Source organism: Stenotrophomonas chelatiphaga (assembly GCF_032054965.1).
GTDB lineage: Bacteria > Pseudomonadota > Gammaproteobacteria > Xanthomonadales > Xanthomonadaceae > Stenotrophomonas > Stenotrophomonas chelatiphaga.
This window is the reverse complement of the sequence record NZ_DAMBRS010000003.1, coordinates 91,730-116,489: the sequence shown is the minus strand read 5'-3', so window position 1 is coordinate 116,489 and position 24,760 is coordinate 91,730. Positions and strand designations below refer to the sequence as shown.

At 67.9% G+C, this 24,760-nt stretch carries 22 protein-coding genes; 7 read left to right on the top strand and 15 right to left on the bottom strand.

Translation table 11 applies throughout. From position 1 onward, the window contains the following. Positions 1-60: 60 nt before the first annotated feature. The gene (locus RTX79_RS06735; RefSeq protein ID WP_312682888.1) at positions 61-414 is read right to left on the bottom strand and encodes a helix-turn-helix transcriptional regulator; all 354 of its coding nucleotides are present in this window, start codon (positions 412-414) and stop codon (positions 61-63) included. A gap of 381 nt (positions 415-795) precedes the next feature. On the opposite strand from RTX79_RS06735, the gene RTX79_RS06730 reads away from it, so the two are divergent. Next, positions 796-2,106 (top strand): ABC transporter permease, encoded by a 1,311-nt coding sequence (locus RTX79_RS06730; RefSeq protein WP_312682887.1) that lies wholly within the window; start codon positions 796-798, stop codon positions 2,104-2,106. After that, entirely contained in the window at positions 2,103-3,329 is a 1,227-nt protein-coding gene (locus tag RTX79_RS06725; protein ID WP_312682886.1) for an ABC transporter permease, read from the top strand. Before RTX79_RS06730 ends, RTX79_RS06725 begins: the two co-directional genes overlap by 4 nt. A 173-nt stretch (positions 3,330-3,502) precedes the next feature. Here the strand turns inward: RTX79_RS06725 and ilvD are convergent, their stop codons facing one another. Further along, the gene (gene ilvD, locus RTX79_RS06720) at positions 3,503-5,338 is read right to left on the bottom strand and encodes a dihydroxy-acid dehydratase (protein ID WP_309682582.1); all 1,836 of its coding nucleotides are present in this window, start codon (positions 5,336-5,338) and stop codon (positions 3,503-3,505) included. Positions 5,339-5,560: 222 nt separating this feature from the next. On the opposite strand from ilvD, the gene RTX79_RS06715 reads away from it, so the two are divergent. Together RTX79_RS06715 and RTX79_RS06710 are read left to right on the top strand one after the other, a co-directional pair. Next, on the top strand, positions 5,561-6,133 hold the full coding sequence (locus tag RTX79_RS06715; protein ID WP_057508545.1) for a DUF1190 domain-containing protein: 573 nt from the start codon (positions 5,561-5,563) through the stop codon (positions 6,131-6,133). Between the two features lie 3 nt (positions 6,134-6,136). After that, on the top strand, positions 6,137-7,315 hold the full coding sequence (locus RTX79_RS06710) for a glutathionylspermidine synthase family protein (protein ID WP_057508544.1): 1,179 nt from the start codon (positions 6,137-6,139) through the stop codon (positions 7,313-7,315). A 155-nt stretch (positions 7,316-7,470) separates the two neighbouring features. Here the strand turns inward: RTX79_RS06710 and RTX79_RS06705 are convergent, their stop codons facing one another. The 9 genes from RTX79_RS06705 to RTX79_RS06665 all read right to left on the bottom strand — a co-directional run bounded on the left by RTX79_RS06705 (position 7,471) and on the right by RTX79_RS06665 (position 18,042). After that, a complete protein-coding gene (locus RTX79_RS06705) occupies positions 7,471-8,769 on the bottom strand; it encodes a DUF58 domain-containing protein (RefSeq protein ID WP_312682884.1) in 1,299 nt (432 codons plus the stop codon). Continuing rightward, entirely contained in the window at positions 8,766-9,779 is a 1,014-nt protein-coding gene (locus tag RTX79_RS06700) for an AAA family ATPase (protein WP_309682587.1), read from the bottom strand. The genes RTX79_RS06705 and RTX79_RS06700 overlap by 4 nt, the downstream gene beginning before the upstream one ends. Then, positions 9,776-10,972 carry a DUF4350 domain-containing protein gene (locus RTX79_RS06695; RefSeq protein WP_312682883.1) on the bottom strand — a complete coding sequence of 399 codons (1,197 nt, stop codon included), beginning with the start codon at positions 10,970-10,972 and terminating at the stop codon, positions 9,776-9,778. The genes RTX79_RS06700 and RTX79_RS06695 overlap by 4 nt, the downstream gene beginning before the upstream one ends. Further along, positions 10,969-12,603, bottom strand: a complete 1,635-nt coding sequence (locus RTX79_RS06690; RefSeq protein ID WP_312682882.1) for a DUF4129 domain-containing protein — start codon at positions 12,601-12,603, stop codon at positions 10,969-10,971. Before RTX79_RS06690 ends, RTX79_RS06695 begins: the two co-directional genes overlap by 4 nt. Further along, positions 12,593-13,591, bottom strand: coding sequence for a stage II sporulation protein M (locus tag RTX79_RS06685; protein WP_312682881.1), 999 nt, complete (start codon positions 13,589-13,591; stop codon positions 12,593-12,595). Before RTX79_RS06685 ends, RTX79_RS06690 begins: the two co-directional genes overlap by 11 nt. Further along, positions 13,588-14,280 carry an RDD family protein gene (locus RTX79_RS06680; RefSeq protein WP_312682880.1) on the bottom strand — a complete coding sequence of 231 codons (693 nt, stop codon included), beginning with the start codon at positions 14,278-14,280 and terminating at the stop codon, positions 13,588-13,590. The genes RTX79_RS06685 and RTX79_RS06680 overlap by 4 nt, the downstream gene beginning before the upstream one ends. 133 nt (positions 14,281-14,413) lie before the next feature. Further along, positions 14,414-14,944: a gamma carbonic anhydrase family protein gene (locus RTX79_RS06675; RefSeq protein ID WP_123700131.1), complete on the bottom strand. Its 531-nt coding sequence runs from the start codon at positions 14,942-14,944 to the stop codon at positions 14,414-14,416. 122 nt (positions 14,945-15,066) lie between these two features. After that, complete coding sequence (gene mnmG / locus RTX79_RS06670; protein ID WP_312682879.1) at positions 15,067-16,956, bottom strand: tRNA uridine-5-carboxymethylaminomethyl(34) synthesis enzyme MnmG; 1,890 nt, start codon at positions 16,954-16,956, stop codon at positions 15,067-15,069. A gap of 543 nt (positions 16,957-17,499) precedes the next feature. Further along, positions 17,500-18,042: a hypothetical protein gene (locus RTX79_RS06665; RefSeq protein WP_312682877.1), complete on the bottom strand. Its 543-nt coding sequence runs from the start codon at positions 18,040-18,042 to the stop codon at positions 17,500-17,502. 152 nt (positions 18,043-18,194) lie between these two features. Between RTX79_RS06665 and RTX79_RS06660 the strand changes: the two genes are divergently transcribed. After that, positions 18,195-19,157, top strand: a complete 963-nt coding sequence (locus tag RTX79_RS06660) for a pyridoxal-phosphate dependent enzyme (protein ID WP_312682876.1) — start codon at positions 18,195-18,197, stop codon at positions 19,155-19,157. Beyond that, a complete protein-coding gene (locus tag RTX79_RS06655) occupies positions 19,154-19,759 on the top strand; it encodes a YdcF family protein (RefSeq protein ID WP_057508535.1) in 606 nt (201 codons plus the stop codon). Before RTX79_RS06660 ends, RTX79_RS06655 begins: the two co-directional genes overlap by 4 nt. Positions 19,760-19,909: 150 nt before the next feature. On the opposite strand, the gene bioC is transcribed toward RTX79_RS06655, so the two are convergent. The 4 genes from bioC to RTX79_RS06635 all read right to left on the bottom strand — a co-directional run bounded on the left by bioC (position 19,910) and on the right by RTX79_RS06635 (position 23,714). Next, positions 19,910-20,806, bottom strand: coding sequence for a malonyl-ACP O-methyltransferase BioC (bioC, locus tag RTX79_RS06650; protein ID WP_057508534.1), 897 nt, complete (start codon positions 20,804-20,806; stop codon positions 19,910-19,912). Positions 20,807-20,834: 28 nt separating this feature from the next. Then, positions 20,835-21,617, bottom strand: a complete 783-nt coding sequence (locus RTX79_RS06645) for an SDR family oxidoreductase (RefSeq protein WP_312682874.1) — start codon at positions 21,615-21,617, stop codon at positions 20,835-20,837. Between the two features lie 73 nt (positions 21,618-21,690). Next, on the bottom strand, positions 21,691-22,491 hold the full coding sequence (gene bioH / locus RTX79_RS06640) for a pimeloyl-ACP methyl ester esterase BioH (RefSeq protein ID WP_312682873.1): 801 nt from the start codon (positions 22,489-22,491) through the stop codon (positions 21,691-21,693). An 8-nt stretch (positions 22,492-22,499) separates the two neighbouring features. Continuing rightward, positions 22,500-23,714, bottom strand: a complete 1,215-nt coding sequence (locus RTX79_RS06635) for an aminotransferase class I/II-fold pyridoxal phosphate-dependent enzyme (protein ID WP_312682872.1) — start codon at positions 23,712-23,714, stop codon at positions 22,500-22,502. A gap of 281 nt (positions 23,715-23,995) precedes the next feature. Here RTX79_RS06635 and RTX79_RS06630 point away from each other — a divergent pair, with 281 nt between their 5' ends. Further along, positions 23,996-24,682: a ComF family protein gene (locus tag RTX79_RS06630; protein WP_312682871.1), complete on the top strand. Its 687-nt coding sequence runs from the start codon at positions 23,996-23,998 to the stop codon at positions 24,680-24,682. Positions 24,683-24,760 lie beyond the last annotated feature (78 nt).

The window sequence follows — 24,760 nt, the reverse complement described above, 5'->3', positions numbered from 1 at the left end:
GCAAGCGGACGCTCACCACCAGGCTGGGCACACAGCGCGATTCGCACTGGCCTGATCCGTCTAAAGATGGACTTCGGCACTCTCCATCAACGCTACAACCCTGGCTACAACCGACACCGGTAGATTCCTAGACGAGGCGATCATCCTGGATTCCAGCGACGCCCTCGCTCCTCCTGCTGCTGCACGTGCGTCGATCCCTCTACCCTGTGCCAGCCACGAAAGGCTGACGTTCATCACTTCGCTCAGGCGCTGGAGATGTGCGATGGACGGCGAAAAGCCGTGCTCACGTTCCCAATGACCGACTGTCGAACGGTTGACGTTCAAGGCAGCGGCGAGATCGGTCTGTGAGAGCCCACGGTCCACTCTCGCTCTGCGTAATCGTGCAGCCAGTGTCGTCTCTGCGTCCAGATCCAAAGCAGTCTCCGCGAAGCGCTCTCGAGCATGGTCCTAGTGTTCGAGAAGGCGCGTCGCCAGTCAAAGGTCGACGGCGACCTTTCGCCGCATCCCGGTGTGGATCAAGGCAGCGAAATCAAAGCCGAAAATGCCTTGCTGTGTGCTCCACAGCAACACGCTTGCGATTGTCTCCAGGAGCGGGGATTAATGGCCGCGGACGTTGAGCAGGAGCGTATCTGGTGTCACCACGGCATAGATCGGGGAAGCCATGGATTCTGGGCTTGATGCACCTCATTGAAGCCCGGGACCGGGTACAAAACAGTACCGCTTGGCTCTCGGTGGAGCCGGCGGACGTGGTGCCTACGGCTGCCACCCTTCTCCACTGACCTGAAGGCGGCAATCGTGATCGCTTACTACTTCAGCTTGGCGTACAGGCGCCTGCTGGCAACCAAAGGCATGAGCATTGCGTTGATGCTCGCACTGGGCCTGGGTGTCGGGGCCAGCATGACGATGCTGACCGTCGTCGACGCAATGACATGGGATCCGTTGCCAGGGCGCAGCAACCATCTTTTCCATCCCATCCTGGATCCTCTGCCGGCGTCATATCCTGTCCGCGCTGGACGCGATCCACGAATGGCCATGGCATGGCCGGATGCCCAGGCGCTGCTCAAGCTGGGACCCGCCTCCCACCAGGTGGCGCTTGCTTCCGGCAGGCTGCTCGTCGACAGCCAGATGGGTGTTCCCCGACCGTTTCATGCGAGAGGGCAGTACGCCACTGCCAGCGTTTTCGAGATGTTCGGGATAGCCTTGGTGGCCGGCCGCCCATGGACACAAGGTGAACAGGAGCGTCGCGCGCGCGTGGTGGTGCTGAGCCGCTCGTTGGCCGCGCGGGTCGGTCTTGGAGAGAGACAGGTGGGTAACACCGTCAGGCTGGGCGGGCGCTCGTTTACGGTGATTGGTATCGCCGAGGAGTGGAAGCCGCGGCCCCGTTTTCACACCGATCTCCAGCAGGATGTCTTCAAAGGCTCAGAGGAGTTCTTCATTCCTCTGGGCTTGACGATGGACCTCGACCTGGAGGTAACAAGCAGCCTGTTTTCCTGGTCGGACGCGGGCACGGGAAACAGGCTGGAGGATCCCCGATCCTCGTGGCTCCAGTACTGGGTCGAGCTTGGCGACGATACCCGGAAAACGGCATACATGCGCTTCCTGGAGCACTACGTCCAAGCCCAGGTCGACGTGGGTCGCTTTGAACGATACGTCACGCCGCGTCTGCCGAGCCTGCACGAGTACCTCAACGAGCAGCAGATCGTGCCGGATGAGGTCAGGTTGCAGCTTGCGCTATGCATCGCGTTCCTCACGGTGTGTCTGCTCAACATGAGCGCCCTGATTCTCGCCCGCTTCCTTGGCAGGAGCCATGAAATTGCCATTCGCCGCGCCTTGGGCGCGCGGCGAATCGACATCGTCGGCCAACTACTGAGCGAGGCGGCGATCATTGGGGGCTGCGGTGGACTCATCGGGTTGCTTGTCGCCCAATTGGGTACTGCGCTGGTTCGCCGCCAGCCCGAAGACTACGCGGCCCTCGTGCATCTGCATCCCGGCCTGATGATGGCCACGTTTGTGCTCGCGCTGGTCTCAAGTCTACTTGCGGCGCTGCCCCCCGCGCTGCGTACGCTTTCCGGACGCGTGGCCATGCAGATAAGTGTCGCCGAATGATATTCAGTCAGATTCCGTTGATTGCAAGATCGCTGAGGCGCAACCGGATCACGGCGCTCGTCCTCTCCGTGCAGATGATGGTTGCCACGGCGTGCGTGGCCAACCTGACGTCTCTTCTGATGGACAGACTGTCCACGTTGGGTCTGGATACGGGAATGCAGGAGAACGGCCTGCTGGTCGTCGAGGCAGAGTTCATTGGAGATCCCGCCAGGAACCCCTCCGCCGCCATAGCGACGGACGTTGAAACCCTGCACCGTACGCCCGGTGTGAGCGATGTCGTGGCGGTTGGGTCGCTTCCGTTGTCAGGACGGAACTGGACAGCTGGCTTCACCGACAGACCCATTGAAGGGGACCAGATCGAAGGCATAACCGAGGTGGAGCCTTCGGTGTATGCGGTCTCTGCTCCAGCGGTGCGTCTACTGGGGCTGGAACTGATAGCCGGACGGGATCTTTCGCCTGATGCGTTCGTCGCCATGCGTTCCAAGGATGGGTACGCAGGGCTGCACAGCGCAGGCGAAGCTGTTTTGTCCGAAGCAATGGCGAGGCGTATTTTTCCTGGCGGTAGTGCGGTCGGCAGGTTCATCTATGCCGACGCAAGGTACCCGGTGCGCGTGGTCGGCGTTGTCAGAAGGCTGTCCAGGCCTGTGCTCCGCAATCACGAAGATGACGGCCTGTCCCTGATGCTGCCGCTTGTCCCTGATACGAACCGGGTCATGTACGCCATCCGCGAGTCGACGGGCGGAGCGGGCATTGGCGCGAACAACGCGCGGGAGGTGTTGTTCCAGCTCGATCCTACGCGCAGCATCGTGAGCAGCACCACCTTCGGGGAGCTGCGTTCGGACTACCTCCGCCATGACCAGATCATGGCCGTCGTTTTCCTGAGTGCCACGCTCGCACTGCTCCTGGTGACCGCCATCGGCGTCTATGGGCTGTCCAGCTTCTGGGTTCGCCGACGCTATCGGCAGATAGCCATAAGGCGCGCACTGGGGGCGCGAAGGGTGGATGTCATGGTGTATTTCCTGATCGAAAACCTGATGCTGGCGGCGGCAAGCACGTTGATCGGGACGGCCGCAGCCATGGGCATCAACCTGCTGGTCGCCAAACACTACGAGGTGGCACGACTGGGCCCGTCCTATCTGCTGGCGGGAGCACTTGTGGTTATTCTGCTTGGGCAGGTCGCGGCATTTGTTCCTGCCTGGCGTGGTGCCAGGCAGGGGCGGTAGAACGGGGGCGATGGGATGCGGCTTCATTGGCACCCTGTCATCAGGCGTTCTTGCTCGAAATGCCCCAAGGCTATGCCGGTCGTCCTGACCGGCACCCTGCGGGCCGTCGCAGGCGACGTTGGCAGCGGCTCCTGCCGCTGCCTTCGGCGCTACCAGGGTGGCACCCCTCTTCGTCAGTCGAGCAGGGCGGTGTTGCGGACGGCGCCCTTGTCGGCGCTGGTTGCCAGCAGGGCGTAGGCCTTCAGCGCGCTGGTGACCTTGCGCGGGCGTGCTTCCAGCGGCTTCCAGCCGCGTGCATCGGCGGCGGCGCGACGCTCGGCCAGGGTGGCGTCGTCCACCAGCAGGGTAATGGCGCGGGCGGGGATGTCGATGCGGATGCGGTCGCCGTCGTGGACCAGGCCGATCACGCCGCCGCTGGCGGCTTCAGGCGACACGTGGCCGATCGACAGCCCCGAGGTGCCGCCGGAGAAACGACCGTCGGTCAGCAGCGCGCATTGCTTGCCCAGTCCCTTGGACTTCAGGTAGCTGGTCGGGTACAGCATCTCCTGCATGCCCGGCCCGCCCTTCGGCCCTTCGTAGCGGATCACCACCACGTCGCCCGGCTTCACTTGATCGGCCAGGATGCCGGCCACCGCCGCGTCCTGGCTTTCGAATACGCGCGCATTGCCCTCGAACACATGGATGGACTCGTCCACGCCGGCGGTCTTCACCACGCAGCCGTCCACCGCCAGGTTGCCGCGCAGCACCGCCAGCCCGCCTTCCAGCGAATAGGCATGCTGCAGCGAACGGATGCAGCCCTCGGCACGGTCCAGGTCCAGCGACGGCCACCGCGTGGCCTGGCTGAAAGCCACCTGGGTGGGGATGCCGGCCGGGCCGGCGGCAAAGAACTCATGCACCTTCGCATCATCGGTGAGCGTGGCATCCCACCGCTTCAACGCGTCGGCCAGCGACGGGCTGTGCACGGTCGGCACCGAGGTATCCAGCAGCCCGGCACGGTCCAGTTCGCCGAGGATGCCGAACACCCCGCCGGCACGGTGCACGTCTTCGATGTGGTATTGCGGCGTGTTCGGCGCCACTTTGCACAGCTGCGGCACGCGCCGCGACAGCGCATCGATGTGGGTCAGGTCGAAGTCCACGCCGCCTTCCTGCGCGGCCGCCAGCAGGTGCAGGATGGTGTTGGTCGAGCCGCCCATGGCGATATCCAGCGTCATCGCGTTGCCGAACGCGGCCGCGGTGGCGATGCCGCTCGGCAAGGCGCGCGGATCTTCACCGCCATACCAGCGGTGGCACAGCTCCACGATCACCCGGCCGGCGCGGCGGAACAACATCTCGCGGTCGGCGTGGGTGGCCAGCGTGGTGCCGTTGCCCGGCAGTGACAGACCCAGCGCTTCGGTCAGGCAGTTCATCGAATTGGCGGTGAACATGCCCGAACACGAACCACAGGTGGGGCAGGCGCTGCGCTCGTACTCGGCGACCTTTTCATCGGAGGCGCTGTCATCGGCGGCGATCACCATCGCATCCACCAGGTCCAGCTTGTGCTCGGACAGCTTGGTCTTGCCCGCTTCCATCGGGCCGCCCGACACGAAGATCACCGGGATGTCCAGGCGCAATGCGGCCATCAGCATGCCGGGGGTGATCTTGTCGCAGTTCGAAATGCAGACGATGGCATCGGCGCAGTGCGCGTTGACCATGTACTCCACCGAGTCGGCGATGATTTCGCGGCTCGGCAGTGAATACAGCATGCCGTCGTGGCCCATGGCGATGCCGTCATCCACCGCGATGGTGTTGAACTCCTTGGCCACGCCGCCGGCCTGTTCGATTTCGCGTGCAACCAGCTGGCCAAGGTCCTTCAGGTGCACGTGCCCGGGCACGAACTGGGTGAAGGAGTTGGCGATGGCGATGATCGGCTTGTGGAAGTCGCCGTCCTTCATGCCGGTGGCACGCCACAGGGCGCGGGCGCCGGCCATGTTGCGGCCGGCGGTGGAGGTGCGGGAACGGTACTCAGGCATGGGCTGGCAGGAACGGGCGGGCCGTACGACGTGGGTGTCTGGCGATCATGCCGGAAGATCTCGGTTGCTGCTGCAACCACCCGGACCGTCGGGCCGGGGGGCCGCGCATTTTTCCCCGTGGCTGGAACCTGACCCCATCGTTCATGTTGTTGCTTTGCCGACTTTGGTTGCAGGCGCTGATGCGGCATTATTGGTGGGTTGATCCGCATGAGGCATGAGGCCATGAAACGTTCCCGCACCACCGCGCTGCTGTTGATGAGCGCCGCACCGCTGCTGTTCACCGCCTGCCAGAAGGACGAACAGGTGCAGGTGCAGGAAGGGCTGTATACCTCCGTGCAGGCCTGCACCGAGGCCACCGGCGATCCGTCGTCGTGCCGCAACGCCTTTGCCGAAGCGCAGCGGCAGTCTGCCGATGCCGCGCCGAAATACGCCGACAAGGCGGCCTGCGAAGCCGATTACAAGCCGGAAGAATGCGTGGAACAGCGCACCTCGGCAGGCACCTCGTTCATCGGGCCGATGATGATGGGCTTCTTCATGTCGCAGATGATGAACAGCGGACGTGCGGGCCTGGCCCAGCAGCCGCCGGCCGCCAGCCCGGCCTACCAGGACAAGAACGCCGGTTGGGCGCGCTCGGCCCCGGGTGGCAGCGGTGGCCTGAACACCGCCAGCGGCATCGGCGCCGGCAAGGCCGGGCTGGCCCCGGTCAGCAACGTGCCGAACCGCGCCACCACCGCCAGCCGCGCCGGCTTCGGCAGCACCAGTGCGCGCCGTAGCGGCGGCAGCTTCGGCGGCTGATCGATGCAGCGTGTCCGCATTGCCGAGCGCGCCCAGTGGCGCGCTCGTGCCGAAGAAGCCGGCTTCCGCTTCCACACCATCGATGGCCAGCCGTACTGGGATGAAACGGCGTACTACGCCTTCACCCTGCGCCAGATCGAACAGGACATCGAAGACCCCAGTGCCGAACTGCACCAGATGGCGCTGTCCCTGGTCGACGACGTCGTGGCCTCCGATGCACTGATGGACAAGCTGGCGATTCCGGCGCATTACCGCGACTGGATCGCCGACAGCTGGCGCCAGCGCCAGCCGCACCTGTACGGCCGCCTGGACCTGGCCTATGACGGTAGCGGCCCGGCCAAGCTGTACGAACTCAACTACGACACCCCGACCTCGCTGTTCGAAGCCAGCTTCTTCCAGTGGCAATGGCTGGAAGACCAGCGCAACGCCGGTCGCCTGCCGCAGCACGCCGACCAGTTCAACGCCCTGCATGAAGCACTGGTGGAGCGTTTCGGTGAGCTCGCCGCCAGGCTGCCGCCGCCGCTGTTCTTCAGCGCCGTGGGCAGTTCGCAGGAAGACGTGGGCACGGTGGACTACCTGCGGGACTGTGCCGCCCAGGCCAACCTGCACGGGGAGGGCATCGCCATCGAAGACATCGGGCTTTCCGAAGATGGCCGCTTCACCGCGTTGGACGACACGGTGATCGGCACGCTGTTCAAGCTGTATCCCCTGGAAGACCTGATGGCCGAGGAATTCGGCCGCGCGCTGCCGGCGTCCGGGGTGCAGTTGCTGGAACCGGCATGGAAGGCGGTGCTGAGCAACAAGGGCATCCTGCCGTTGCTGTGGGAGCGCCATCGCGGGCATCCGAACCTGCTGGAATCGCACTTCGATGATGGCCGCACGCTGGGCGCCGGCTGGGTCCGCAAGCCGCTGTTCTCGCGCGAAGGCGCCAACATCGAAATGCACCTGGCCGATGGCAGCGTGCAGCGCAGCGACGGGCCCTACGATGGCCCGGCGATCCTGCAGAAAGCGCATCCGTTGACCCGTTTCGAAGGCGGTTATCCGCTGATCGGCAGCTGGGTGATCGGCGACCAGGCCTGCGGTATCGGCATCCGCGAGGATGACAGTGCGATCACCCGTGACAGTGCGCGTTTCGTGCCGCACGCGATCATCGACGAAGCGCCGACGCAGATCTACGTCTGACCCCACGCGGTGACGAGCAACGGTCGTCACCTGCCAAGGCCGGGCGGGCAGCCGGTGGCGCCGCGCCATGCCCGGCGGCTTTGGGTCGGCATTGGGTGATTGACGGCCAGCGGCCGTCACTACCGTACGGACGGCCAGCGGCCGTCACGACCCGGTTACAGCAGGCCGTCGCGCTTCACCGACAGGTAGCGTTCCACCAGCGCGCCGGGCAGCGCGTCGGCGGTGACATCCAGCACCATCACGCCATGGCTGCGCAGCGCATCGTGCGCCTGCGCACGTTGCTCCAGGTACATCGCCGCGGCACCGGCGTGGGCGGCATCGGTGGGTTCCAGCACCGGCTGCTGCAGTGCCTGGTCCAGCACCTGTTCGCGCAGGCTGGCTACGCACACCAGGTGGCGCCGCTGCAGCAGCTTCACCGCGGCCAGCAGGTCTTCGATGTCCTCGTCGCGCACGTTGGTCACCAGCATCACCAGCGCCCGCCGCCGCTGCAGGACCGAAAGCCGGGTAGCCGCCGCCAGGTAGTCGGTCGCCACCGGCTGTGGCTGCAGGTCATGGCTGGCGCGCAGCAGGTCGTCGATGGTGCCCATGCCGCGCTTGGGCGCCACCCAGCGCGGCTCGCCACCAATGGCATGCAGGCCGACACCGTCGCCCTGGCGCAGTGCCAGGTAGGACAGCACCAGCGCGGCGTTCAGTACCTGGTCGAAGTGCGAAAGCCCGCCGTCGCTGGCCATCATCCGGCGACCGGTATCGAGCATCAGCAGCATCTGCTGGTTCTTTTCGTCCTGGTACTCGCGCGACACCAGCCGGCGCGCGCGCGAGGTGGCCTTCCAGTCGATCTGGCGCAGGCTGTCACCGATGCGGTACTCGCGCATCTGGTGGAAATCGGTTCCTTCGCCGCGCCGGCGCTTGAGGTGCGCGCCGACCATGCGCGAGGCCTGTTCGGCACTGAACAAGGCAAAGCGGGTCAGCGGCACGAAGTTCGGGAACACCCGCACTTCGAGTGCGGGCGGTACGCTGCGTCGCTGCGTCCACAGCCGCCATGGCGACTGCAGGCGCAGTTGCACGCCTTCGAAGCGGAACGCGCCCCGCTGCGGCGGCTGCACGTGGTACTCGAGCGTGGTCGCAAAGCCGGCACGCAGGCGTAGCCGTCGCGGCAGGCCTTCGCAGTGCCACGCACCCGGCACCAGGTCGAACACCTCCAGCCGCATCGGTCGCTCGGCCTGCAGGCTCAGCTGCACCGCGCGGCGCACGTCCAGCGCCAACGACTCCGGCATGTGCCGTTGCACGCGGGGCGACGGCAGCCGGCGCACGCGCAGCAGGTCGACCAGCCCGATCAGCAGCAGCATCGCCAGCAGCGCCCACCAACTCCAGCGCGGCAGCCCGCCGGCCAGCACCACGCCGCCCACGCCGGCCCACGCCAGCAACAGCCACAGCAGGGGCAGGGCCGGCCTCATCGGCGCGGTGCGTCCACCTTGGCCAGCAGCGCCGACAGCACATCGTCCGCGCCCTGGCCTTCGATCTGCAGCTCCGGGGCCAGCGCGATGCGGTGGCGCAGGGCCGGGCGTGCGATATCGCGCACGTCGTCCGGGGTGACGAAATCACGGCCGGACAGCAACGCCTGCGCACGCGCGGCACGCACCAGCGCGATGCTGCCGCGCGGCCCCGCACCGAGTGCGATCCCCGGCCATTTGCGGGTGGCGGCGACGATGCGCACGGCGTAGTCGATCACTTCGGCATCCACGGTGATGGCGGCAGTCGCCTGCTGCAGCGCGACCACCTCGCCGGCACTCAGCACGCGCGGCACGCGCTGCAGGTCGAAGTCGCTGGCGCTGCGCCCGGTGGTGACCGCATCCACCATGCGCTTCTCTTCTTCCAGCGCCGGGTAATCGATGATGATCTTCAGCAGGAAGCGATCCAGCTGCGCTTCGGGAAGCGGGTAGGTCCCTTCCTGTTCCACCGGGTTCTGCGTGGCCAGGGCCATGAACGGCGGCGCCAGCGGGAACGATTTACCTTCGATGGTGACCTGCCCCTCCTGCATCACTTCCAGCAGCGCGGATTGGGTCTTGGCCGGGGCACGGTTGATCTCATCGGCCAGCAGCAGGTTGGTGAACACCGGCCCGCGACGGATCTTGAAGCTCTCGCTCTTGGGGTCGTACACCGCGTGGCCGCTGACATCGCTGGGCATCAGGTCCGGGGTGAACTGCACCCGGCCGTGGTCCAGTTCCAGGGCCTGCGCCAAGGCGCGCACCAGCAGCGTCTTGCCCAGTCCCGGCACGCCTTCGATCAGCACGTGGCCGCCGGCCAGCAGCGCGATCAGGATCTGGTCCAGCACGTCCTGCTGGCCGATGAAGGCATGGCCGACCGCTTCGCGGATCGCGTCCACGCGTTCGACCAGGTCACCGGCAACCGGCGAAGGCCCACCCAGCGGCGGCGGGGACGAAGGGGTGTTTTCCAGTTCGGTCATAGCAGGCGTCTCATCTGCAGCAGGAGGGCAATCCGCTCTTTCAGGGCGGTAAGGTCGTTGGCGGCGGGCGCGGCCAGCGCGGTGCGTACCCGGCTTTCCGGCCACTGCAGCAGGGTGGCGATGGCCTGTTCCTGGGCGGCGCCTTCCAACGCGGCGGCGATCGGCGCGCGCGCCTGCAGCCGGCGCAGGAACAGTGCACGCACCGCGGCATGCAGGCGGGCGCCCTGGCGCTGGCGCAGCAGCAGCTCACCGCTGGCGCGCACGTGTTCCAGCAGCGACCGGCGTTCGGCCAGCGGCGAGGGCAGTTCACTGCCGAAGCGCTGCGAGTGCATCCCCAGCCAGCCCAGCAGGGACAGCAGCAGGGGCAGCCACAGCGGCCATCCCTCGAAGAACATCCGCGCCCACAGCGACGGCGGCCGGCTGGCATACACCAGCCACATCGTGCCCTTGCCGTAGTTCGGCTGCAGCAGGTAGCGCGCAAGGTCGCGGTGCGGCCCGTCGTACAGGCCATCGCGCGGATTGTCCAGATCGCGCTTCGGCCGGTACTGGGCGACGATGAACGACGGGGCTTCCGGCTGGCCGCGCATGAAGTCCATGTCGGCCAGTACATCCACGCGGCCCTGGCCGTGGCGCAGGCGCGCGAACACCAGGCCGCTTTCGTTGCCCCACTGCCGCTGCACGTTGGCCTGGGCGGCATCGCTGAGATCGAAACGGCGGCCGCCGCAGAACTCCTGGTGGCGATCTTCGCCTTCCACCTGGAAGGGTTGGCAGTTGCTGCCGAAGCCCAGGCTGCCGATGCCCAGCGCCTGCAGCAACGCAGGCTCCCGGCGTTCGTCATCGTTGCCGGTAGGCGGTGTGCGCACCAGCAGGTGCCCGCCACGCTGCACCCAGGCCAGCAGCGCGGCCACTTCCGGCGCGGGCAGTTCGCCACTGTCCTGCAGCAGCACCACGGTGTCGCCGGCGGCCGGTGACATCACCGCCATGTCCAGCCGCGCGCGTGCCTGCACCTGCAGGCCATCGGCGCGCAGTGCCTGGCCCAGCACGTACAGCGGGTTGTAACTGGCTTCGCCCTGCGGTGGCAGCGTTTCGGTCCGGGTCACCTGCTCATGGGTGCGCAGGAACCACACGCCCAGCGGCACGCTGACCAGCACCGCCAGTGCGATCACCACCGGCCACAGCACGCGCGCCTTCATGCCGGCCACCGGTACTGCGCCTGCAGGGCATCGGCCAGCGCTGCAAACGCATCGCGCGAGGGCAGGCGGTTGCCGTAGGCGGCGTACTGCCACATGCGCACGATGGCGCCGGACAGTTCGCGGTCACGCGCATCGGGCATCCGGCGCGAAGCACGCAGCACCTGTGCTTCGGTGGCGCCGGGCGGCAGCACCACGCCGCTGCGTTCAACCACCGTGCCCACGCTGGCGCGGTACAGCAGGGCCAAGGCCTGGCGCGGCAGCCCGCGATCCCACAGTTCGCGCGCGCGGGTCGCCACGTCGGGCGGCACCACTTCGGGCAGGGTGATGGAGTCTTCGGTCACCGCGCTGGCGCTGGCAGCCTTGCGCCGGCCGGACCCGCGCAGCCACGGCAGCCAGCGCCGCGCGGTCAGCAGCAGCACCAGCAGCACCACGCCGAGCAGCAGCCACAGCCCCCATTCCATCGCCAGCGCGACCATCTTGGCGGCCGATCCGGCAAGCTCCCTGGATTTGCCTGCGTCGGCTTCGCGCTTGAGCCGCTCGCGTTGCCTGCGCTCGGCTTCGTCTTCGGGTTCACGCGTTTTCCATTCGGTCACCGTCCGGGTGGGGCGCTGCAGCGGATCTTCATACGCGCGCTGCACCGCCTGGCGGAAGCCGGCGGTATCCACCGGAGCGTCGCCGAAGATGCCCACTGGGGTGTCGTCGGGGTCTATCGGAGACAGCGCCGGTGCCTCTTCCCCGCTCGCCTCTTCGGTCTCGCTGTCCTCATCGTCGGCAGCGGCGGTCGCGTCCTGTGCCGTGTCCTGCGCCTGCACCGGCGCGTACGCGGCCGGCAGCGCGAACAGCACCACCAGCAGCAGCAACGGCGCTGCCTGCTGCAGGCGCTCGCGCAGGCGGCGGAAGCTGATTTCCACGTCCCATGCTTCCATCTGCGTGCGGCGGTTGAGGTACAGGCCGAAGCCTGCGCCGACATGGAACGGCCCGATCACGCTGGCGGCCAGCCAGAACACGCCATTCAATCCGAACTTCGCCCACGCCGGGGTGTCCTGCCGCACCAGTTCCCACGCCGCGCGCCAGGAATCGCTCAACAGCTCCACCGGTACGAACAGGAAGATCGCCGACAGCGCGCCGATCACCAGCACGGCTTCAAAGCCGAGGCACAGCAGCGTGAGCAGCATCGACGGCCCCGCCGCTGCGCTCAGTACCGCACGACGGCGCAGGCTGCGCAGCGATGCGTCGGCGCCCTCCAGCAGGTTCACCGGCAGGCACACGTTGCGCACCGGGCTCAAGCGCCGCCAGCCCAGGTAGCCCCAGAACCCGCTGACGCCCCACCCGCGTTGCGCACGCAGTGCCTGCCATGCGCTGACCGGCTCACCGAACACATCGCGTGACAGCACGTACAGCACCACGCGCTCGAACAGCGGCTTGCACCACCACAGCAGCAGCCACGCCCAGCCAAAGGCATCGCCGTGCCACCACGCCAGTGCATTGAACAGCAGGAACAGCGGCGCACTGGCCAGCAGCCAGGCACCCCATGCCGCGCGCGGCTGGCGGCGCGCCAGCGCGGTGCCCAGCTCCATCGCCTCCCAGCTGCTGCGTGCACGCAGCGCCACGTTGAGCTGGTCAATCCGCATGTGCATCCCCGCGGCCACCGCGCCACAGCCACAGCAGCACCAGCGTCCATAGCACGGCGGCCACGCTGTACTTGCCCCACGCCGGGATGCTGGCGATGGACGACCAGAACGCTTCGATGAAAGCCGCCACCAGCAGCATCGCGGCGACGCCCAGGCACAGCCGTGCACCGATGCGGCCGCCTTCCACCAGCGCATCCAGGCGGCGCAGGCGACCGGGCGCGACCAGCCGCAGCCCCAGCTGCAGGCCGGCGCCGCCGGCGATCACGATGGCAGTCAGTTCGAAGGCACCATGGCCGACCACGAAGCGCCAGAACGGATCGCCGTGGCCCACGTGCTGCAGGTGCCCGGCCACCGTGCCGATGGTGATGCCGTTGAACAGCAGCACCAGCACCGTGCCGACACTGGCCAGCAGGCCACTGGCGAAGGTGCGCAGGCCGATGCTGATGTTGTTCATGATGTAGTAGCCGAACATCATCCAGTCGGTGCCACTGTCGCGGCCCAGGTTGGGTGAAGACGGGTCATACATGCGTTCCACCTGCGCCAGCCGCGCGTTGTCCATCAGCAGGTGGACCAGGTCAGGCCGCAGCTGCACGGCCACGAAGCTGCCCACCAGCGGCACCGCGAACAAGGCCAGCGCCACCCACATCACCGTGGACTGGCTGCGCACCAGCTGCGGGAAATCGGCGAACAGGAACTCCAGCACGCCACGCCAGCGGAACGCCGGCGTGCGGTACAGCAGCGTGTGGCCGCGCTGCATCAACTGCTGCAGGTGCTCCACCAGCTGCGGGCTGTAACCGCGCTGGCGGGCCAGCGCCAGCTGCTGGCACAGGCGGCGGTAGCGCTGCGGGAATTCGGCATCGGCCGGCAGCGCGGGATCCACCGGCGCACGCGCGCGGCGGCGACGGCCCAGGTGCGCGCGCTGCTCCAGCCAGGCTTCCAGGGCCTGCCATTCGGGTTGGTACCGGCTGACGAACTGTTCCTGCTTCATCGCCGTCCCAGCAACCAGTTGGCCATGGCATACAGGCGCAGCACGCCGACCTGGCCGTTGGCTTCGGTCAGCGGGCTGACGATCGCCGCCAGTTCCTGCTGGCGTGCCGGTACCAGCAGCGGCGCGCGTTCGGCGAAGGCGATCACCGCCGATTGTTCCAGCGGCTGCAGCGGTACCGGTGGCGGCAGCGCACTGTCGATGGTGGCCGCCGGCGCACGGATACGCGGTTCTGCATGCACCACCAGGGTACCGGCGACCAGATCGCCAAGCCGCCGGCCATGCGCATCGAACAGGCTGCTGAGCAGCCCCAGCGCGTAGCCGAAGGGCAGCATGTCCACGGTGCGCAGCAGATTGCGGGTGACCGACCCACTCCAGCCCACCGGTGCCCCGTCGCGGGCGATCACCCGCAGGCCCATCGCCCGCTTGCCCAGGGTCTGGCCCCAGATCGCTTCGAGCACGATGGTGTAGGCCCAGTACAGCAGGAACATCAGGGTCAGGTGCAGTCCGCGACCGAACTCATCCAGCAGCGCCAGCGGAAAGGCCAGCACGATCAGCACGGCCGCGCGGATCGAAAAATCGATGAGCCAGGCCAGCGCGCGCGGCAGCGGGCCGGCGGCACGCAGCTGCAACGGCACGCCTTCGGGCGTGACCACTTCGCGGTAGGTGTCCAGCATCGGCATTGCGGTCATCTGTGCCGGATTCCTCTCCGGCAGGCGGCCACGGGCATGTGAGTCTCGACGTCGTCCTGGGTCGGAGCCTGACTTTAGCAGGTTGCCGGGGTCACCGAGCCGACTGACGTCGGCGCTGCCTGCAGATGGGACCTCAGCCCAGGTACTCGTCCTTCAGCCGCACGTAGTGGTCGGCCGAGTAGTGCAGCGCTTCGATCTCGCTGTCTTTCAGCATGCGTGCCGGGCGTGCGGGGTTGCCCAGCCACAGTTCGCCTTCACCCACCACCTTGCCGGGGCCCACCACCGCACCGGCACCGACGAAGCCATGCTTCTCCACCCGCGCGCCATCGAGGATGCAGGCGCCCATGCCGATCAGGCTGTAGTCGCCGATGCTGCACGCATGGATGATGCAGCCGTGGCCGACCGTCACGCCTTCGCCGATCAGCGTGGGAAAGCCGGCCTTGTTGAACGGGCTGTGGTGGCTGACGTGGATGATGGTGCCGTCCTGCACGTTGGTGCGCGCGCCGATGCGCACGAAGTTGACGTCACCGCGGATCACCGTGCCCGGCCAGACCGATGCGTCCTCGCCGATTTCCACATCGCCGATGATCGTGCAGGCAGGATCGACGTAGGCACGCGCGCCGAGCACCGGCATCTTGTCGCGGAAGGGGCGCAGCGGGTTCATCGGCTTCTCCGGTGTAGCGCCGGGCCCTGCCCGGCAGAAAGCGTAGCGCCGAGTGATCCTCGGCTGATAACGGTAGCGCCGAGCCATGCTCGGCGAGCGCAGCGGATCGCAGGCCCGCCGACCTAGGCCACGCGGCCGCGGCGCGAACGTTCCAGGTGCACCAGCAGCAGCGAAATCGCCGCCGGGGTCATTCCGGGGATGCGCTGCGCCTGGCCGATGGTCTGCGGCCGCACGCGCTCCAGTTTCTGCAGCGCCTCGGCCGACAACCCGCGCACGATCGCATAATCGAAGCCCTCGGTGATCGGCGTGGATTCGTGCCGCTGCTGGCGCTCGATCTCCTCGCGCTGGCGGTCCAGGTAGCCGGCGTACTTGACGCCGATCTCCACCTGCTCGGCCACCTTGGCATCGTCCACGCCCGGGCCCAGCGACGGCACCTGCATCAGCTTGGCGTAGTCCAGTTCCGGGCGCTTGATCAGGTCCAGCACGTTGGTTTCGCGGCTCACCGCCACGCCCAGCACCTGTTCCACTTCGCGCCCCAGTGCGTTGCCCGGCGTGGCCCAGACCGCGCGCAGGCGGGCACTTTCAGCGCCCACCGCGGCCTGCTTGGTCTCGAACGCCGCCCAGCGGCGGTCGTCCACCAGGCCCATCTCGCGGCCGACCGGGGTCAGCCGCTGGTCGGCGTTGTCTTCGCGCAGCTGCAGCCGGTATTCGGCGCGGCTGGTGAACATGCGGTACGGCTCGGTGGTGCCGTGGGTGATCAGGTCGTCCACCAGCACGCCCAGGTAGGCCTCATCGCGGCGCGGGCACCAGCCGTCCAGCCCACGCACCTGGCGGGCGGCATTCAGGCCGGCCAGCAGGCCCTGCGCGGCCGCCTCTTCGTAACCGGTGGTGCCGTTGATCTGGCCGGCGAAGAACAGCCCGCCCACGGTCTTGGTTTCCAGCGATGCCTTCAGCCCGCGCGGATCGAAGTAGTCATATTCGATGGCGTAGCCGGGACGGGTGATATGCGCGTGCTCGAAGCCGCGGATGCTGCGTACCATCGCCAGCTGCACATCGAAGGGCAGCGAGGTGGAAATCCCGTTGGGGTAGATCTCCACGATGCCCAGGCCTTCGGGTTCGACGAAGATCTGGTGGCTTTCCTTTTCGGCAAAGCGCACCACCTTGTCTTCGATGGACGGGCAGTAACGCGGGCCGATGCCTTCGATCTGCCCGCTGTACAGCGGCGAGCGGTGCAGCGACTCGCGGATGATGTCGTGGGTGCGCGCGCGGGTGTGGGTGATCCAGCAGCTGACCTGCGGCGGATGCTCATCCACCGAGCCCAGGAAGGACATCACCGGCCGCGGATCGTCACCGGGCTGTTCGTCCATCACGCTGTAATCCAGCGAACGGCCGTCGATGCGCGGCGGGGTGCCGGTCTTCAGCCGGTCCACCTGGAACGGGCGTTCACGCAGGCGCGCGGCCAGCGTGGTGGCCGGCGGGTCGCCCATGCGGCCGGCGGCGTACTGGGTCGGGCCGACGTGGATCTTGCCGGCCAGGAAGGTACCGGCGGTCAGCACCACCGCCGCCGCGTCGAAGCGCAGGCCGGTCTGGGTGAGCACGCCACGCACCTGGTCGCCTTCGATGACCAGGTCATCCACGGCGGCCTGGAACACGGTGAGATTCGGCTGCGCTTCCACGATGGCGCGGATCGCCATGCGGTACAGGTTGCGGTCGGCCTGGCAGCGGGTGGCGCGCACCGCCGGTCCCTTGGACGCGTTCAAGGTGCGCCACTGGATGCCGGCGCGGTCGGCGGCATGTGCCATCGCCCCACCCAACGCATCGATTTCCTTGACCAGGTGGCCCTTGCCGATGCCGCCGATCGCCGGGTTGCAGCTCATCGCGCCCACGGTTTCGATGTTGTGGGTGAGCAGCAGGGTGCGCGCGCCACCGCGTGCCGCGGCCAGGGCCGCTTCGGTGCCGGCGTGGCCGCCGCCGATGACGATGACGTCGTAACGATGGAAGGAGTCGGTCATGGGGAACGCAGGGGGTGGCCGCAGCCATCGGTTGGGAAGGCGCAGGCGCCTTGGAGGGTGGCGATTTTAGCGCCAATCGCAGCCGGGGTCAGATTCCTTTCGGAGCCTGCCGGAAAGAAACCCGGGCAGATTCGTGAATCGACCCTAAAGTTGGCATGGAACCTGCAGATATATCCATAGCACCCAGCGTGATCGGCGCCATTGGCGCTACGGACCGGAATTGGAACAGGGGCTGGTCCAGATGCACATTGGGGAAGCGTAGGGCCGGCAGTCGGGGGACTGTCCGGCCCTGTTTTTTTCCGGGACACCGGAGCAAGGCCGTTCCACCTGCAACAACCGCTGAAACAACAAGGCCCCGCTTGCGCGGGGCCTTGTCTTTTTAGGTGCCGACATCCGACAGGGCCGGAACAGGGGGGATCCAGATGTTCCTGGCGGATATCGACGTAGATCGTATGACCGGCTGCGTCGACTTTGTCACTTTTGGACGCGGCGGGTCAATCCGGGCCTACTTTGAACCTTCCTGACAGAAGGTTCAAGAGCCGATCACCGCTCCTGCTGTCGTTCTGTGGCGCGGTTCAAGTTTCGCCACGGCGAACCACTGGGACGCGGCGCCGACGCCGGGCGTGGCGGCGCGGAAGGGCGTACCTGCTGCTGCGGCTGCGGACGGTTCATGCCCTGCGGCGGACGCGATGGACGCGTGTTGCCATCCAGGTTGCGCCATGGCGAGCCGCCGTTGTTGCCGGGCGGGCGGGTAGTGGGCGGACGCGGACGGTCCGGCGGCGGACGATTGCCCGGCGGACGGTGGCCGTGGTGCGGCGGCCGGTAATTCGGGTAGGGACGATAGACCGGGTAGCCGTAGCCGTAGCCGCCACCGTAGTAGCCACCGCCGTAGTAGCCGCTGCCGTAACCATAGGGGCTGCCGCCGTAGCCATACGGATAGCCCGCCGGATAGCGGTATTCCGTGGAAGGCGCGCCGTGGTAATAACCACTGCCGCCGCCACCGCCACCGCCGCCGACATAGTCGTACGTGGCGCAGCCGGACAAAGCCAACAGCAGGCCTCCGGCAACCATCAAGCGCATCTTCATGACACGGCCCCCTAGGGTGAGGACTCCAGCTTAGCCTTTCGCATTGAATCGCCGCTAAATCCACACGCCCAAGCATGAATGGTTGGCAATCGACCCCATACCGACGGCTGCAGGCGCTGCGAGCGGGTAGGGGCATACGTTAATCTTTGCAGATGAACGAGGCGCTACCACCCCCCGCCCACGCTGTACTTGAAGCCGCCGCGCGGATCGCGCCGCATGCGGCAGTGACGCCCGTGCTGCGCTCGCAGACGCTCGACGCGCTGGCCGGCGCGCAGCTGGCCTTCAAGGCGGAACACCTGCAGCGCAGCGGCGCGTTCAAGTTCCGCGGCGCCTGCAACGCGGTGTGGTCGCTGTCCGCCGACCGGGCACCGGCCGGGGTAGTGACCCATTCTTCCGGCAACCACGGCGCTGCGTTGGCGCTGGCCGCGCGCACCCGCGGGATCGCCTGCCATGTGGTGGTGCCCGACGGCGCGGTGGCCACCAAGCTGGCCAACATCGCCCGCCACGGCGCCACGCTGTGGCACTGCGCGCCGACCATCGCCGCGCGTGAGGCGGTGTGCGCCCAGGTCCAGGCTGATACCGGCGCCACCCTGGTGCACCCGTATACCGACGCGGCGGTGATTGCCGGGCAGGGCACCGCCGTGCTGGAACTGCTGCAGGCCGAAGGTCCCTTCGACGTGGTGGTGGTGCCGGTGGGCGGGGGTGGGCTGGCCGCTGGCACCGCGCTGGCGCTGCAGCAGGTGTCCCCGCATACCCGCCTGGTACTGGCCGAACCGGCCGGTGCCGCCGACACCGCGCGCTCGCTGCAGGCGGGTGAGCGTCGCATCGACTTCGTGCCCGATACGGTCTGCGATGGCCTGCGCGGCACGCTCGGCGCGCCCAATTTCCAGCTGCTGCAGGCTGTCGGGGCGGAGGTGGTCGTGGTTGACGATGCCGCCACCGTGGCCGCCATGCGCCTGCTGTGGCAGGTGCTCAAGCAGACCGTGGAACCGTCGTCGGCGATTGCCCTGGCCGCGGTACTGGCGCAGCCGCAGCGCTTCGCCGGCCTGCGCGTGGGACTGGTGCTGTCCGGTGGCAACGTGGATATCGACGCATTGCCGTGGTCGGCCGCATGAGCCGCCACCGTGTCGGCCTGCTGGGCTGGATGTGGCGCCTGTTCGTGCTGGTGCTGGTATGGCTGCTGGGCGTGACCGGCTGGATCATGTGGATCGGCGAGCGCGACCAAGCGGCCAAGGCCGATGCGATCATCGTGCTCGGTGCCGCCGCCTATGACGCCAAGCCGTCGCCGGTGTTCCAGGAGCGCATCCGCCACGGACTTGACCTGTACGAAGCCGGCTACGCGCCGCTGCTGATCTTCACCGGCGGCTATGGCGGCAGCGGTGCGCGCTTTTCCGAATCGCAGGTGGCACGGCGCTATGCCCTGAAGCAGGGCGTACCGGCGAAGGCGATCCTGATCGAAACGCAGTCACGCAACACCGTGCAGAACCTGGTCGAAGCCAAGCGGCTGATGGACCAGCACGAGCTGCACCGGGTGATCATCGTCAGCGATCCGCTGCACATGGCACGCGCGCTGCGGCTGAGCCGTGCGATGGGCATCGATGCACTGGCCTCGTCCACGCCGAGCACGCGCTTCCGCAGCTTCCACACCAGCTGGCGTTTCCTGGCGCAGGAAATCTACTTCTTCCACCGCGACCTGTTCATGCAGGCGAGTGGGTGACGAACCGCTTCTGGTGGATGACGACTCGCTACTGGTGGGTGACGACCGTTGGTCGTCACTGCTTCAGCCTCGATCCTTGCTGATGCCAGGAGCGTGACGACCAACGGTCGTCACGCTCCTAGGACGGTCGTCACCCGCCAAAGACGGTCCTCACCCCGGCCGGCGGCGGATCGGGATCGCCGACAGCGGCACCGCCGCGATGTCCTGGCCCTGTTCGCGGATCGGCGCGCCGGCCTGCGGCGCCCATGCGTGGGCATAGATCACATCCCAGCTGCTGGGCAGCTTGCCGTCGGCGCGCCGCATCGGTTCGTACGCCGCGGCCGCCGCCTTGAAGCGTCCCGGCCCGGTCAGCGCGCGGCGGCGATCCAGCCGCGCGTTGGTCGCGCCCAGCGCCCGCAGCTCGGCCATCAGCGCCGGCAGGTCGTCGTAGGTCAGGGTGAACAGATCGCGATCCAGGACGGGATCGCGGAAGCCGGCCATCATCAATGCATCGCCGAACTGGGCGATGGGTGCGAAGCGGCTCACGTGCGGCTGCTCGTCGGCCGCATGGAAGGCTTCGGCCAGTTCAATCAGCGTCTCCGGCCCGTAGGTGGAACACAGCAGCAGCCCACCGGGCTTCAGCACGCGGCGGAAGCCGGCGAACACCGCCGGCAGGTCATCCACGTACTGCAGGCACAGATTGCTGAAGATCACATCCACGCTGTTGTCGGCCAGCGGCAGCGCGGTGGCGCTGGCGCACACGCGCTGGAACGGCTTCCACCAGCCGGCCTGGCGTTTGGCCTGCGCCAGCATCGGTTCGGCCACGTCCAGCGCGATCACCTGCGCCTTCGGCCAGCGCTTCTTCATCAACGCACTGGCGTGGCCGGTGCCCGCGCCCACATCCAGCACCACGTCCGGCACGCGGGCTTCCAGGTACTCCAGCGATTCCATCAGGCGCTGCTGCACTTCACGCTGCAGCGCGGCGGCCGCATCGTAGGTGGCGGCGGCGCGGGAAAACGCGCGGCGCACATGGCGGGGATCAGGACGGGGATCGGTACGCTGGTTCATGCGGTTCTCGGTGCTGCGGGGTACGGCGTCAGAAGGTGCCCGGGTAGGCGCCGCCGTCGATCAGCAGGTTCTGCCCGGTGAGGTATGCGGCCTGTGCACTGCACAGGAACGCGCAGGCCGCGCCGAACTCATCCGGCTGGCCAAAGCGCCCGGCGGGAATGTGGCGGCGTTTCTGCTCGGCGATGGCCTCCGCATCGGCTTCCTGCTGCTTGGCCAGGAAGGCGAAGTTGCCGCGCAGGCGGTCGGTGTCGAACTGGCCCGGCAGCAGGTTGTTGATGGTGACGTTGGCCGACACCGTGCGCCGCGCCAGCCCGGCGACGAAGCCGGTCAGCCCGGAACGCGCACCGTTGGACAGCGCCAGGATGTCGATCGGCGCCTTCACCGACGAGGAGGTGATGTTGACGATGCGGCCGAAACCGCGCGCGATCATGCCGTCCACGGTGGCGCGGATCAGCGCGATCGGCGCGAGCATGTTGGCATCCAGTGCGGCGATCCAGTCATCGCGCTCGAACTGGCGGAAGTCCCCGGCCGGCGGGCCGCCGGCGTTGGTGACCAGGATATCCACCTGCGGGCAGGCGGCCAGTGCCGTGGCACGGCCGGCATCGGTGGTGACATCGGCAGCCACCGCGATCACCTGGCCGGCCCCGGGCAGCGTGCGCAGGGCATCGGCGGCCTGCTGCAGCGCCTGTTCGCCACGGGCGACGATGACCACGTTCACGCCTTCGGCCGCCAATGCACGCGCGCAGCCCAGGCCAAGGCCCTTGCTCGCGCCACATACCAGGGCCCAGCGGCCGGCGATTCCCAGATCCATGTCAGTCCACCTTCTGTTGCGGGGGGCGTTGGCCGTCAATCCAGCAGTGTCGATCGGCGGCCAGCGGCCGTTACTACGGCATTGTGATTTGACGGCCAGCGCCCGTCACTACCTGCGCCGTGATGAAGTGTTGCAGCTGCGCGGCAACCTCGTCGGCCTGGCCGAGGAACGGTGCATGGCCGCCATGGGCGATGGTCTGCGCGCTCGCCGAATCGGCCGGGCACGATGCCGCTGCGGCATGTGCGGCGGCCGGTGGCACCAGACGGTCGCGGTGGCCGGGCAACCACAGGCTGGGCGTGCGCAACGACGGCAACACAGCGCGCAGGTCTGCCGACTGCAGCAGCCGCGCGCCTTCTTCCAGCACGCGCGGGTCCGGTGCGCCGGCGTCCAGCAGGTGTTGGCGCAGGCCGCGCAGATCGGCGCGTGCCGGGTCTGTGTTCATCAGGTCCAGTGCAAGAAAGCGATCCACGGTGGCCGGGAAATCGTCGGCCAGGTCACGCGCGAACTGCGCGAACACCGGTGCCGGCACCGCATGCGGCCAGCTGTCATCCCGCACGAAGCGGGGCGACGAGGCCAGCATCACCAGCCCCTGCACCTGCGGCCGGGTCGCGGCGGCATGCAGAGCGAACAGGCCGCCCAGCGACCACCCGCACCACACCGCCGGCGGCGTGGCCGCGGCAATGGCAGCGACCACCGGTTCGCATTCCAGCGGGGTGCCATCGTCGCGGCTGCGGCCATGGCCGGGCAGATCCACCACGTGCACGGTGAACTGGCCGGAAAGGCGTTCCACCAGCGGCGCGAAGACATCACCCTGCAGCGCCCAGCCATGGATCAGGACCAGCGCGGGGCCGCTACCGCTGACCGCGATATGCATGTGCTGAATCAGGCGAGCGCAGCGGCCGGCAGCAAGGTGCCGGCGTGCAGGCCATCGCGCGCACGCGCGATCGCATCCACCAGGGCCTGCACCTGCGCGGGCACATGCAGGGCGGACAGGCTGACGCGTACGCGCGCAGCACCATCGCCGGTCAGCCCGGCCGCAACGGTGCCGACCCACATGCCGGCCTGCTGCAGGTTCTGTGCCAGCGCCATGGCCTGTTGGTCGGTGGCGAAGGACAGCGACTGGATCGGAGTTTCGGCCGCCATCAGGCCCAGGCCGTGACCGCGCGCGGCGCTGCGGAACACGCCGACCAGTTCGACCAGCTTCTCGCGGCGCCAGTCATCGCGGCGCGCCAGGCGCAGCGCTTCCAGTGATGCCGCCGCCAATGCCGGCGACAGCGCGGGGGAATACAGATAGGGACGCGCGGTGGCGGCCAGATGTTCCAGCAGTGCGGCATCACCGACCACCAGCGCGCCGGAGCCACCGAGTGCGGCATCCAGCGCGAACACCTGCAACGGCACCTCGGCGGTGCCCAGTCCGGCGGCCGACACGCTGCCACGGCCGCCATCGCCGAGCACGCCGATGCCATGCGTATCGTCCACGCACAGCAGCGCCTGCTGCATGCGCGCGACCAGCGTCAACGAGCGCAGCGGCGCACTGTCGCCATCGATGCAGAACACGGCATCGGTCGCCAGCATCGCCGCGCCTTCGGCGGCATGCTTGAGCTGGCGCATCGCGCCTTCGGTATCCAGGTGCGGGTAGCGGCGCAGGCGAGCACCGGCCAATGCCGTGGCATCAAGCAGGCTGGGATGGTTGAGCTGGTCCTGCGCGCAGATGTCGCCGTCTTCGCACAGCAGCACCTGCTGCACGGCCAGGTTGGCCAGGTAGGCACTGCTGAACAACAGCGCGCGCGGATGGCCCAGCCACTCGGCGGCCTCGGTTTCCAGCGCGTGGTGCAGCGCATGGCGGCCACCGGCGGCGGGTGCGGCGCCGCCGTTGACGCCTTCGCGCGCCACGGCATCCTGCAGCGCGTTGACCACGCCGAACTGCTGCGCCAAGCCAAGGTAATCGCTGCCGCGGAAGCTGGTCAGCGTATGGCCATCGACCTCCACGCGGACGCCATCGCGGCGGCCCACGGCCTGCACCGGCGCAACCGAACGCAGGCTGTCCGCGCTGCTGCGCAGGGTCTGGATTCGCTCGAACAGATCAGGACGGGCCATCGGGGCGCACTACGGATGAACGGGCGGCTAGCGTAGCAAAACCGTCGCCAACGGGTCCGTGAGCCCACCCCACCGCGGGTCGGTAGTGACGACCGCTGGTCGCGAGCACGGTAGTGACGGCCGCTGGCCGTCCGTAAGGGTAGTGACGGCCGCTGGCCGCCATCCAGCCGTCCCCGGTGGGTGACGACCGTTGGTCGTCACAGGCACGCCGTAACCCCCCGCCACCCCGCGCCATCCCCCGATACCAGATACCCCCCACCAGCCGCATCCTGATCCCCATCATGCCGCTGCCCACCTTCCGCACCCTCGCCAACGGCCTGCTGTGCAGCCTGCTGCCCCCGGTATGCCAGATCTGCGCCGACCCCGGCGAACGCGGCCACGAACTCTGCGGTGCCTGCAGCCTGACCCTCCCCTGGCACAGCGACGGCTGCGCGCGCTGCGCACTTCCCTTGCCCGAAGACGCGGACGCGCTCTGCTTCCGCTGCGAAGAATCGCCACCACCGCTGGATGCCTGCTGGGCCAGCCTGCGCTACGAAGACCCGGTGTCCGGGCTGCTGCTGCGCTACAAATTCCATTCGGACCTCGCCGCAGGACGTTTGATGGCCAACCTGATGGCCCTCAATCCACCGCCGTGGCCGCTGGCGCCGCTGGTGGCCGTGCCGCTCCACCCCAGCCGCCTGCGGCAACGCGGCTACGACCAGGCGGCGGAGCTGGCCCGCCTGATCGGCGCACCGCGCTGGAAAGGCCTGCGACGGATCCGCGCCACCGCACCGCAGTCCGAGCGCAATGCCGATGCGCGTCGGCACAACCTGGATGGCGCGTTCGGTGTCGTGGGTGAGGTACCGCAGGCAGTGGTGCTGGTGGACGATGTGAAGACCACCGGCAGCACGTTGCATGCGTGTGCCGAAGCGCTGCGCAAAGCCGGCTGCCAGCAGGTCAATGCCTGGGTATGCGCGCGGGTGCCGTGATGGGGCAGGGGCGGTAAATCACCCACAAAAAAGCCGACGCTGCCACGCAGCGTCGGCTTTCAGAAAGCTGCAGCTTGA